This is a genomic window from Alkalibacillus haloalkaliphilus C5 (genome assembly GCF_000269905.1).
GTDB lineage: Bacteria > Bacillota > Bacilli > Bacillales > Alkalibacillaceae > Alkalibacillus > Alkalibacillus haloalkaliphilus_A.
The window spans coordinates 1-12,569 of the sequence record NZ_AKIF01000085.1; the positions used below are offsets into that span (position 1 = coordinate 1).

At 35.1% G+C, this 12,569-nt stretch carries 11 protein-coding genes; 3 read left to right on the forward strand and 8 right to left on the reverse strand.

Translation table 11 applies throughout. The features are described 5' to 3' along the window. The 4 genes from A194_RS0109870 to refZ all read right to left on the reverse strand — a co-directional run. Nucleotides 1–633 (reverse strand): cysteine desulfurase family protein (locus tag A194_RS0109870; RefSeq protein WP_017186686.1); only part of this gene is annotated, 633 nt, incomplete at its 3' end. Nucleotides 634–737: 104 nt separating this feature from the next. Next, nucleotides 738–1,109 (reverse strand): hypothetical protein, encoded by a 372-nt coding sequence (locus A194_RS0109875; protein WP_017186687.1) that lies wholly within the window; start codon nucleotides 1,107–1,109, stop codon nucleotides 738–740. A 15-nt stretch (nucleotides 1,110–1,124) separates the two neighbouring features. Next, a complete protein-coding gene (gene ezrA, locus A194_RS0109880) occupies nucleotides 1,125–2,819 on the reverse strand; it encodes a septation ring formation regulator EzrA (RefSeq protein WP_017186688.1) in 1,695 nt (564 codons plus the stop codon). A gap of 135 nt (nucleotides 2,820–2,954) precedes the next feature. Next, nucleotides 2,955–3,542: a forespore capture DNA-binding protein RefZ gene (refZ, locus tag A194_RS0109885; RefSeq protein WP_017186689.1), complete on the reverse strand. Its 588-nt coding sequence runs from the start codon at nucleotides 3,540–3,542 to the stop codon at nucleotides 2,955–2,957. Between the two features lie 80 nt (nucleotides 3,543–3,622). On the opposite strand from refZ, the gene A194_RS0109890 reads away from it, so the two are divergent. Beyond that, nucleotides 3,623–4,102 carry a GAF domain-containing protein gene (locus A194_RS0109890; protein ID WP_017186690.1) on the forward strand — a complete coding sequence of 160 codons (480 nt, stop codon included), beginning with the start codon at nucleotides 3,623–3,625 and terminating at the stop codon, nucleotides 4,100–4,102. Between the two features lie 244 nt (nucleotides 4,103–4,346). Next, nucleotides 4,347–4,949 (forward strand): 30S ribosomal protein S4, encoded by a 603-nt coding sequence (rpsD, locus tag A194_RS0109895; protein WP_017186691.1) that lies wholly within the window; start codon nucleotides 4,347–4,349, stop codon nucleotides 4,947–4,949. Between the two features lie 59 nt (nucleotides 4,950–5,008). Here the strand turns inward: rpsD and A194_RS0109900 are convergent, their stop codons facing one another. The 3 genes from A194_RS0109900 to A194_RS18115 form a co-directional block, all read right to left on the reverse strand. Then, nucleotides 5,009–6,172 (reverse strand): hypothetical protein, encoded by a 1,164-nt coding sequence (locus A194_RS0109900; protein WP_017186692.1) that lies wholly within the window; start codon nucleotides 6,170–6,172, stop codon nucleotides 5,009–5,011. Nucleotides 6,173–6,289: 117 nt separating this feature from the next. Continuing rightward, a complete protein-coding gene (locus A194_RS21375; protein ID WP_083834281.1) occupies nucleotides 6,290–6,790 on the reverse strand; it encodes a glutamate ligase domain-containing protein in 501 nt (166 codons plus the stop codon). Then, nucleotides 6,700–7,761, reverse strand: coding sequence for a Mur ligase family protein (locus A194_RS18115; RefSeq protein WP_050980513.1), 1,062 nt, complete (start codon nucleotides 7,759–7,761; stop codon nucleotides 6,700–6,702). Before A194_RS18115 ends, A194_RS21375 begins: the two co-directional genes overlap by 91 nt. 196 nt (nucleotides 7,762–7,957) lie before the next feature. On the opposite strand from A194_RS18115, the gene A194_RS0109910 reads away from it, so the two are divergent. After that, the gene (locus tag A194_RS0109910; RefSeq protein ID WP_017186694.1) at nucleotides 7,958–10,774 is read left to right on the forward strand and encodes a UPF0182 family membrane protein; all 2,817 of its coding nucleotides are present in this window, start codon (nucleotides 7,958–7,960) and stop codon (nucleotides 10,772–10,774) included. A gap of 49 nt (nucleotides 10,775–10,823) precedes the next feature. Here A194_RS0109910 and A194_RS0109915 read toward each other — a convergent pair whose 3' ends face one another. Next, nucleotides 10,824–12,368, reverse strand: coding sequence for an ABC transporter substrate-binding protein (locus A194_RS0109915; protein ID WP_017186695.1), 1,545 nt, complete (start codon nucleotides 12,366–12,368; stop codon nucleotides 10,824–10,826). Between the last annotated feature and the right edge of the window lie 201 nt (nucleotides 12,369–12,569).

Sequence of the window (12,569 nt, forward strand, 5' to 3'; positions counted from 1 at the left end):
TAAGCACGCAGATCCTTTAAGTCCATGAATTTTATGACCTGAAATTGTGATTAAATCAATTCCTTTATGATCATAAGGAATTGTGATTTTGCCAAAACCTTGAACATGGTCAACGTGAAATAACACAGTAGGGTATTGTTCAACCATTTCAGCTAGTTTCTCTATTGGTTGAACACTTCCTATTTCGTTATTCACATGCATAATTGTAATTAAAATAGTGTCTGGACGAATCGCATCTTTAACATCATCTACTGACACCTCACCTTTGTCGTTTACTGGCAAATAAGTGATTTCATAGCCAGTTTGCTCAAGGTGGCGACAAGTTTCTAAAACTGAAGGGTGTTCTATTTGAGTCGTAATAATGTGTTTACCACGATTATTATATTGCTCTGCTACGCCTTTTATTGCTAAATTATTACTTTCCGTTCCCCCTGAAGTGAAGACGACTTCTTGTAATCCAATTCCTAATAAATCAGCTATTTGTTGACGTGATTTTGTTAACAAGTCTTCTACTTGACCACCCATTCGATGAATTGATGAAGGGTTTGCAAAATATTTCGAAGACACGGTATGAAATGTCTTTAGAACATCTTCATGAGGCTTTGTAGTAGCACTATTATCTAAATATATCATTGGTTCGATAAACCCCTTTTAGTCAGTGATCCATCGAGTAATCATACCATAATAAAGGATCAATATTCAATTAATTGGTAGGTGTAAAAAGATGAAGCCACCTCTTAAGATTCTGAGACGGCTTCATCAACTTCTTCAAATATTTGAAGTAAATCATCAATTGAAACATTTTGTTCCTCATCATTGAAATACTCTCTCCAAGGATCTAGAGATGAATCATCTATTAATTCTAACTCATGCCTTATTGTATCATTAAATGCCCCATACTCTTTACTCTCACTCGGTTCATGAGTATTCAAATTAGCATTTAACACCAATGCTTTGTCGCTCATTTTATAGCTTAACGTTATTTCCTCGGAAATATGATGATTTTTAGCAGTATATGTCGGTTGGTTGACATCGACCCACATCACAATAACAACCGCCCACGTTGCTAAAAATAAGACACTACTTAACACGACAATTACTCGTTCCATCTACATCACTCCTATTTATGATGCAGTTAACTTCAACTGATCCTCAATCTTTTTCAGAGCACCAGGTTCCACTTCTTCTAATGCTTGGCTAGCCTGTTCTAGAGATGCTTCATAATCATTTCTTCTAAAGTGGTCTTCAGCTTCTGCAATCTTGGCAGCTAATACAGGATAACTGCTTCTATAACGGTTTGCATATTGAATGACGTGTTCAGCAAATTCAGCTTGCTCCAAAATTAGATTAGTTTGTTCTACTGCTCTAGCGACACATTTATCTGCTTCCTCTAACACTCTAGATACCTCATCTACATCTAATGGTTGCTCATTCACTTTTTCATTGGACTGCTCAATTAGGTCACGTGCTTGATTAACTAAATCAATAATATAATTTGGTATTCCAGGTAAATTACTTTTTTGCAATTTTTGACGGACGTTAATTATTTTTTGTTTTAAATCATTAATTTGTTCTCTAGAATTCAACTCGTCTTTTCTTAAATTGTAAAGGTGAGCGTCGAATTTAGATTGTTTTTCTTCCCATGCTTCAAAATCATTTTGCCATTCTTCTACGTCTAGTCTAATTGTAGAGAAAGGTTGTTCTTCATGAGTAATCATTGACTTGATTCTCGTTGCCTTCTTGCTTAATTGGTCTAGATTTTTTTCAAGCTCATATTGTTCTTCATATTTTTCATCTTTTAAGTGATAGTTCTCCTTTACAGCCATTACATTTTCTTTAGTTGCTGCAAAAGATTCATTGGCTTTATCTACTTTATCATCGAGTAACGACTGCTTTTGCATGACAAAGTTTTTATCAAATGCTTCTTTTTCAAGTTGGTCATAAATTTCAACCATTCTCGATCTAATCTGTTCGATCTGGTTTTCAACACCGTCATCGATTCCTTTATTTAACTGTTCTACTATTGCAAGTAATGTTTCGTGATGAGTTTGAATTTCTTTTTCCACCCCAAGGTGTTGCACTCTAAACCCATCATCTTTCATTTCTTTAACACCGTTTTGTAGTTGATCTAGTTCTTCAGGCAACGTGTGCTTACACATTCGATATAAATCTGGGAATACGTTAACTTTACGATCCAATTCGTGTAAACGGGATTTCACATTATGTATAAGTTCTTGCGCTTCTGTATAATTGCCAGAATTGGTCAATTCCTCATACTGATTCATATCATTTTGTAGATCATCTAATTCAACTTCAAATACAACTTCGGCTTTACCAAGTTGATAACCGTTTTGAAGAACTTTTTTACGAACTTCACTAATACGAGGGTGGAGCTTTTCCGCTTCTTCTCGACTGTCTTGCTCTGAATGAAGTAAACGATCAACTTCTTCAAATATGTCATCAATTGTCTGTTCTACTTTATATAACTTTTGTTCTACTGTTCTTAATGTACGGGATGCTTTACCAAACTTATATTTTTCAGCTGCTTCTTCAGCATCCAACAAAAACTCTTCTACTTCAGTAAATACATAATCATTTATTTCATCCCATTCATTACGCCAAGACTCAAATAGTTCTTCTGTTTCACCAGTTAGATTTAAATGTCTAACTTTCCCTAATTCATCAGCAACTTGGCGACTCATCAGTTGGACTTTCCATTGCTCTAGCTTGTCCACACTGTTGTACACTTTTCTTCTCATAATAACGCCAACTAATATAAAAGCAATAACAACTACTAGTATACCTATGATGTACTCCATCGAAAGCCCCCCTTACAAATCAACTCCGAACATATACTTATATACCATATAATATCATGTTTAAAACACGATTTGCTAAATTAATTGTAAATTTTTAAGAAATTATGTCTAAAGAGTATATCGGCAAACATTTGACTAAATAAACCATTTTTTCAATACTTCAATGTAAGTATTCACAAAAACAGGACGACTATCATCCCAATCATAGTCTTTCTTCCACTCATTTCCGAATGTAAATGGTGCATTAATCAGGCTTTTAAATTGTATGTAAAAAGCTTCTTTCTTCATTGCATTAAAATTATAGTGTTTTGTTATTTGTTCAGCAATCATCTTTAAAAAATATGTTTCTTTTGCAACATAAGTCGAAAATAGTTCTCTAATAAATATGTTATCCAAAGATAATTCACGTTGAATGAAACAAGTGAATTGAAAATGGCGTTCCTTATAATGTATAATTTCCTCAATTACTTGATATAAATTTTCTGGTGTATCAATTGATTGATGTTCTATCAAATGATCAAGCATTGCTAAATAATTTTCATAATAATCAACAGTCATTTGTTCCAGTAAACCTTGTTTATTTTTAAAGTAATAACTGATCAAAGATACATTGACATTAGCTTGTTCGGTAATAGCACGTGTCGATGTTCCTTTGAAACCATTATAATAAAACAGCTGACTAGCTGCTTGCATGATTTTTTCTTTACTAGTTAGTTCTGACATGCAATCACCTCTTATAACCTATTATTCGACGATTTTAGCAAAAAACCTTTTAAAAATTAAACAATAAAGGAGATTTTTCTATGTTTGAAGTACAACATTACAACGGAACGAGAGAAGAAAATTACAACCAACTTATTAATCAATTAAACGCTCTGTTAGAAGGTGAAGATAGTGTAACCGCCAATTTAGCTAATGCGAGTGCACTATTAAATCAATTTCTAAACGATGTTAATTGGGTTGGCTTTTACACGATGGAAAACGGAGAGCTTGTATTAGGTCCATTCCAAGGACTTCCAGCTTGTGTCAAGATCCCTAATGGGCGAGGCGTTTGCGGTACAGCTACAGCAGAACGAGCTACTCAACTAGTGCCTGATGTACATGAATTCCCTGGACACATTGCTTGTGATGCACAAAGCCAATCAGAAATTGTTGTGCCTATTATTAAAGACGATGAGATTTTTGGGGTGCTAGATATCGATGCCCCGATTAAAAATCGCTTTGATGAAGTCGATCAAGAGTATTTAGAGAACTTTGTTGAAACATTAACGAAACACATATAATTATTAGTTTTATAGTTAAATCCTTGACTATAAACTTAATACATCATATAATATCTTTTGTGTAAAATAAAAGGCAGCCTCGGTGGACTTGCTATGTTTGCATTTTGTACCTCTAGGAAATGAGGTGTATCGCGTAACTCTCTGCTGCTGGAGCGAAGGTACATGAAAGCAAAATGCGCATAGTCCGGGACACGGTATACTGTTTTTATTTTATGCAAATAAAATAAAAAAGGAGGAGACGCTCGTGGCACGTTTCACAGGCTCTCTTTGGAAGAAATCTCGCCGTTACGGCATTTCTCTTTCAGGTACAGGTAAAGAATTAGAAAAGCGCCCTTACGCTCCAGGCCAACATGGTCCTACTCAGCGTAAAAAATTAACTGAATATGGCCTTCAGTTACAAGAAAAACAAAAACTTCGTTATATGTTCGGTTTAACTGAACGTCAATTCCGTCGTATTTTTGACGATGCAGCAAAAATGCGCGGTGTACATGGTGAAAACTTCATGATTATTTTAGAATCTCGTTTAGACAACCTAGTATACCGTTCAGGTTTAGCTCGTACTCGTCGTCAAGCTCGTCAGCTTGTAACACATGGTCACATCACTTTAGATGGTAGTCGTGTAGACATCCCATCTTACCGTGTGAAGCCAGGTACTGTAATTGGTGTTCGTGAAAAATCACAAAACCTAGACATCATCAACGAAGCACTAGAAGTTAATAACTTCGTACCTGAATATATTACGTTAGATGCGGATAAGAAAGAAGCTACTTATAACCGCTACCCAGAACGTTCTGAGCTTTCTTCAGAAATTAATGAAGCTCTTATCGTTGAGTGGTACTCAAGATAAGACTTACAACGAAAACATCCAAACCATTCGATGGTTTGGATGTTTTTTGTTTGTTTAATCTAATACCTATTCCCATCTTCTAATGATAGGTTATAAAAGTTCTCTAAAATCTCAGTTCTTAACTCAACAAGCTCATCGAACTGATAGAAGAAATCAACCTTCTCATATTTCATTTGATCTCTTGCTTCAACTTCATCACTGTCTAAGAATATGAAAAACGTAAAACTTTCAGCAATATCTTCTTCAGGTTCTGTCCCTTGATACGTATTAAAAAAATGGTTTTCATACTTCTCGAAGAAATCTCGGTAGTCATCTGATCCCTCACTCCAGTCGATACTTTCGTGCTCCTCTAGAAGGTCTGACCAGAATAAATTAACGAACTGATTAATATAGCTTTCTTCTTTTGCACAGCCATTGTAAGAAAGATATTGTTCGCATAAAGAAGGGTCATCTTCATAAAGTCCATTACTATAATCTAGTTCACTACTATTAACTGTTAAGTAATGACCAAATTCATGAATTAATGTTACCTTAACAGGAGAATCATAACCTCCGACATATTGTGAAATAACTAAACTAAGAATTTCAAAGTCATCAGGTGGTCTATAGATAGCTAATAACGGGAGTTCTTGTGCATCTAACCAGTATACACGTTCTAAAGTAGGCCTATATTCATTTGGGATGACCGAAGAGAATACATACCAATACGCCATTAACGTTTCTTTCCCTCTCTCTAAATCACCTTGCGGCCCCGCAAACTCATCCTCATATTCTTCAGCATAATTTAAAAGCTCTATATCGACCAAGTCTCCTTCATCACCAACTTCGAAATAAAAAACATCTTCCCAATCATCACGTTCTTGTTGGATTGGAAAATAAAATTGTGTTTGATCGTAGTTTAATTCAAAAGTTAAATGGTCGTTAATCACCTCTAAAAAACAATTTCCTCGCTCAATAACTTCATCAATTTCATAACAGCCTTCCCCCTCTTCCTCGAATGAATCACTTCTCATCAATGGGCGATAAGCTCTGATCATAAAATCTGATGGGTCATACTCAAAGTCGACTAATTCGCTTTCTTCGTCCTCATCACTTGTACCTTCATCTTCGTTATGTATATCTGCATCTTCAACCTCTTCAGAATTAGGTCCACCTTGAAAAATAATGATTAACAAGGTAGTTATAATTACTAAAACGAGACCAGAAATTATAACTTTTCTCATACCAGTCACCCCCACTTACATGGGATATTATACCATTAATACTCAAATGCTGAATATAAAAATATTCAAAATTTTGTTAGTTTCCCAAAAGAAAACAGCCTTATTAGATATTTAATACTAATAAGACTGTTCTACTGATAATAGCTTGTTTAAATAATCAATTGTTTCTTGGTCTGTTTTCGTATTAAGTTCATTGGATTGTTGATAAATTTTATGGCCTTGGCCTGTAATGACGACCCAGTCCCCTTCTTCTGCTTCCAAAACCGCTTCTTTAATTGCACAAACCCGCTCAGTTAATACTTTAATTTGATCTGAACCAAACTCAGTTTGATACTTGTGAAGCTCTTTATTCATTTCATTTTCTGTTAAATCATCTAAATCACCTGTAGTCAATATCGTTAAGTCACTTTGCTCTAATGAATATTTAACCATATCTTTTCTTTTACTCTCATCACGGTTCGCTTTAAAAGCAAGTACGTGGATTAGTTTATTCGGTTTAGCTTCATTGATTGTTAGTAGGACTTCTTTTACCGCATCTGGTGTGTGTGCATAATCGACAACAACTTTTGACCCTGTCGGTAACTTAGACTGTTCAAATCTACCGGGACCCCAGGGAATTTAGACACGATTTCTTTTAACTGTACTGGAGATTTTACAATGAGATTTACTGTCGTATAGGCTAGAGCGAGGTTATATAAGTTATGTATACCAAGCATCTGCCAATTTAATTGATAAGACTTATGTTTATAATGCACGGTTACACTAGGTTCACCAACGCTCACTAAGTCTTTCATCACAACATTTGAACTTAACTGTTTCCCAACACCTGTACAGTTTAAACCATTTGCATTTAATTCTCGGCACAACCGTGCTCCCCATTCATTATCAACATTAACTACTGCTTGACCACGAGACTTGAGTTGGTTAAATAACTTTTTCTTTACTTGATAATAGTCTTCCATACTTTCATGATAATCTAAATGTTCATACGTTAAATTTGTAAATACCGCATAATCAAACTCCACACCCGCTAAACGGTGTTGTGCCAAACCATGAGATGAAACTTCGATTACGATGACATCATCTTTACTATTATAGAAGTGTTTATACAACTCTAAAACACTCGGAGTTGTTTGAGCATTTTCATATACATTGGAATTTATAATACAATTTGCTGTACCGATCAGGGAAGTATTCATATTACTTTGTTCTAGTAAATAATGAATTAAGTGACTTGTTGTCGTTTTACCATTAGTTCCTGTAACGCCTATTACAGTTTTCCCTTTTAATGGATTGTCATAGAATTGCTTAGCCAGCTCTCCTAACGCTTTGCGACTATTCTCAACTTTTATATATGGGACAGAGAGGTGATCAAAGTCTTCCTCACCAACTACTGCGATCGCCCTTTTGTGAATCGCTTCCTCAATAAATTCATGACCATCAATAGCATAACCTTTTACAGCAACGAAAAGTGATCCCTCTTTCACCTTACGTGAATCATCAACAATATTAACCACATTGATATGATCAACAGTTTGAGATATGTGTTTATATTCCAACTCGTTTAACAGCTTTTTGGCTTCAACCATATTTCTTATGCTCCTAATAAAAATAGTGTGCGTATCATTGTACTAAAACATTTACCTAAATTGATATAGATAAAACTGATTATATTGAACCAATTTTATTATGTGCAATTTATTGTGAAAATATAGTTGTCTTTAACTATAATCCAAAGCACTTATTTGATATAATTTTATAGGAATAATTATAGAGGGGGATTCGATGGGGAGAGAGGAAGACTTCCATGCGAAGTTAAACAGAAAACAAAAAGAAAACTTAAAGAAGTTCCTTACACCTATTAAGTGGTTAGCGATTATAATCATACCTATCATTGTAATCGGTCTACTAAGCTTAAGCTGGATTACTGAATATATTTGGATGGGTTCACTTGGATTTGAACAAGTGTTTACAACAGTCCTATTCAGTCGTGCGGCACTTGGTGGTGTTGGGTTTGTGCTATATTTCGTTGTTGCTTATATAACTTTGTATTGGATTCACAAATCGTATATACACTTTTTAAATCATTCTATGATACCGAAAATACTACTAAATAAAAAATCAGCTTATACTATTGTATTTAGTATTTCAATTGTATTCGGTTTGATCGGTACATCTATGGTTCAAGGAATTGGGTGGGAGCCAACGTTAAAAGCATTAAACTATGAGACTTTTGGACAAACCGATCCTTATTTTAATTTAGATATCTCGTTTTACATTTTCTTGCTACCTTTCTTAGAGCTGATCGTTAATTTATTGTTAGGCTTAACAATCTTTATGACAGTCATTGTCGCCTTAGCTTATTCAGTCTTTAACATGTATCGCGAAAGTCGTTTAGCTCAGCTGCATTTAGGAATTAGTATTTCATTAATTGGAGTATTTCTAGCTGCTAATCATCTACTTGATCCTTATAACACGTTATTAACGAATCAAGTTAACGTATTTCAAACGAGTGTTGTACACGGTTTAAGTTATACAGACGATGTCATTAATATTCCTAAAGCTTATATTTTAGCTGGTGTCGCGATTATTGGGGTGATCATGCTAATTGTCGCATTAATTAAAGGTAACTTAATTTGGATGGCCATTCCAATCGCGCTATATGTAACTGTTGCATTAGCTGGTCAATTAGTATCAGCTGCCGTACAAAACTATGTTGTTTCACCGAATGAATTCCATCGTGAACAACCTTATTTACAACATAATTTAGATTACACGCTAGAAGCTTATGACCTTGATGATATTTCTACCGAACAACACCCAGGAAACCAATCATTAGATGCTGATATGATTGAACGAAATCAGTTGACAATCGACAATGTCAGAATTAATGATTCAAGACCAATCCTTGATGTGTACAATCAACTACAAACGTTTAGAAATTATTATCAATTTAACGATGTCGATATAGACCGTTATCACATTGATGGAGAGTACCAACAAGTGTTTATCGGTGCTAGAGAGTTAAATACTTCAGACTTACCTGACCAAGCTCGAACTTGGGTGAACGAGAATTTACGTTACACTCACGGTTACGGTGTAACGATGAGTCATGTCAATGAATTAACGGAACAAGGTCAACCTGAGTACATTTTACAAGACTTACCGCCTGAAGGTGACATTGAAGTAACACGACCTCAAATCTATTTCGGTGAAGAGCATTCAAACAACGTGATCGTTAATACTGAAGTAGATGAATTTGATTACCCAACTGGTGATGAAAATATGTCATATCGTTTTAGTGCTGACTCAGGTGTATCATTAAGTGGTGTTAATCGTATACTATTCGCTTTAGATGAAGGGTCATTTAGAATGTTAGTGTCAGATCAATTGAATGAAGAAAGCCAATTGTTAGCCACTCGTAACATTATGGATCGTGTTGAACGAATTGCACCATTTTTAACGTATGATCAAGATCCATACATTTTCGTCCGAGAAGATGGAAGTTTAGCATGGATGATCGATGCTTACTTACGAGAAGGAAACTATCCATACTCTGAAGCTTATGACGGAGAGCATAACTACATTAGAAATTCAGTAAAAGTCATGGTGGATGCTTATACAGGTGAAGTTGACTTCTTTGTCGTTGAAGATGATGACCCGTTATTACAGACGTACGAGAACATATTCCCAGACTTATTCACTTATGATATTCCAGAAGATGTTAAAGCACACTTCCGTTATCCAGTTGATTTATTTACAATTCAAGCGGATATGTATGGAACTTATCATATGAGTAATTTAGAAGTGTTCTACAACCGTGAAGATGCATGGGAATTTGCAACAGAACGTTACTTTGAACACGATATAACTATGGATCCGTACTATATTACGATGCAACTACCAGGAAGTGATTTTGAAGAATTTGTCTTAATGACACCTTACACACCAAGAAATAGACAAAATATGATTGCCTGGATTGGTGCTCGTAACGATGGAGATAATTACGGAGATTTAATGGTATATGAATTCCCAAAACAGCGAAATGTTTACGGTCCACAACAAATTGAAAACCGTATTAACCAGGATAGTAGGATTTCACAAGAACTAAATTTATGGTCACAAGGTGGATCAAGCGTTATTAGAGGTAACTTATTAACGATCCCGATTGAAGATACCATGATGTATGTTGAACCAATTTATATCGAATCTTCCAATGCTACTTCTCTACCAGAAGTCAAACAAGTCATTGTCGCTTATGGAGATTACATCGTGATGGAAGCAACTTTCGAAGAATCGTTAGAGCGAATTCTTGATCTAATTGAAGCAGGTGTTCCTGGAAATATGCCTGATGTCGACGATGATATTGATATGGATGATGAAATTGGTGATATCGATGAGGATGCAGACATTGATGAAGATATAGACGTTGAAGAAGATACTGAAACAGAATTACCAGGTATTCCTGGTGATGCAGAAGACACTTTGAATGAACTATCCACATTATTCAATGACTATCAAAATGCGCTTTCAAGAGGTGACTGGGAAGGTGCAGGTCAAATTATGAATGAAATTGAAGAGCTATTAGGTACAATTGAATAAACTTCAATACAAAAAGAGGTGCGCTGAGCACCTCTTTTTTCTATTAAAGTTAATCTACTATTTCAACATCCCTTAAAAATGGGAAACTACTTGGATATTGGTAAAAGCCTTCAATGTGATTATTCAAACCTGCTAATAATACAGAATGATAAAGTGGGACTATTGGCGATTCATCAATAATAATTTGTTGCGCTTCTTGGTATAAGGCTAACCTTTCTTCATCACTTGTCGATTGTCTTGCTTCTTCTAGTAAACGATCGACATCTTCATTATTATAAAAAGATCGATTTCCTGGTGAACCAACATTCTCAGAATGAAACATTGGGTATAAACCGTAATCTGCATCTAAAGTTACTGTTCCCCAACTACCAATTAACATTTCATGCTCCCCTTGTGCAGTTAAATCTAAATATGCTCCAATTTCCATTTGTTCTATGTTTACTTCTATCCCTAGTTCTGATAATTGGGATTGTATATAGACAGCAGTATCCGCGGTAGTACGATCATAAACATATATATCGGTTTCAAAACCATCTTCATAACCAGCTTCTTCTAATAAAAGCTTCGCCTCTTCAAGGTTATGCTCAATCGTGTCTACTTCTTCGCTATAACCAAAGACAGTTGGGGCTAAAGGTCCAATTGCTGTTAAGGGAATCCCCTCCATTAATCCATCAATTAAGGCTTCTTTGTCAATCGCCATGTTTATAGCATTTCTAACTCTAACATCATCAAAAGGTTCTTCCTCTACATTAAAACCTAAATACGACATACTAGCACTTTCGGATTGTTCTACAAATCCCACATCTGATTCTTCGATTGTGTTGACGTCACTTGTATTGACTGGATATATTATATCCGCCTCATCAGATAAAAGTTCAGCCATTCGTGTGCTCTCCTCAGGTACAGCGTTAAACTTAATACGACTAACCTTTGCTTCCTCTCCCCAGTAATCTTCATTTTTTTCTAATGTTATATAATCACCTGAAACTCTTTCTTCAAATTTAAAATACCCTGTTCCTACTGGGTTTTGGTTAACTTGTGTTAGAGGTTCTTCACCTTCCTCCATTGCTTCATAGTCACGTTCAATCGAGCTCGGACTTATTATATGCCCACCTGGGTGTGCCAAATGCGCTGGTAATGCTGAGAACGGATATTTAGTATGAATATGTACAATATACTCATCCACTACTTCAACCTTTTCAATCATATCGAATAGAAAACTTAAAGGAGAGCCAACATTTGGGTCCAACACACGGTCCAAATTCATTTTTACAACTTCAGCATTTAACTCTTCACCATCATGAAAGGTGACTCCTTCTCTTATAGTGGCTTCCCATGTAGTATCCGTTATAGGTTCTAACTCAGTAGCTAACCCTGGCTCAATTTCTAAATCTGTATTCATTTGAACTAAAGTATCATATATATTTGTCATTACATAAAGTGAATTACCATCATTTGCAGCATGAGGATCTAATGACGATGGTAAAGACCCTAAATCTACTGATAATTCTTGACTTCGTTCACCTTCATTAGCACATGCGGCTAACATAAGTAAAGCTAAAACATAAACACAAACCTTTAAGTGAAATTTCAATTTAATTACCCCTCTCGATGCTTTTCTTTATATTTACGACATACAATATCGTATTATTCTTTATCAAATTAGTCAAATTAATCCTATGAGTTTAGTTGGTTTTATATTAACTTTTAAGTAATAATGATTTAATCAGAGAGGTTTGATTATTAATGAAAAAACGGTTCTAAGTCAAATGTTTGGGTGCCCGTTAAGGGCACT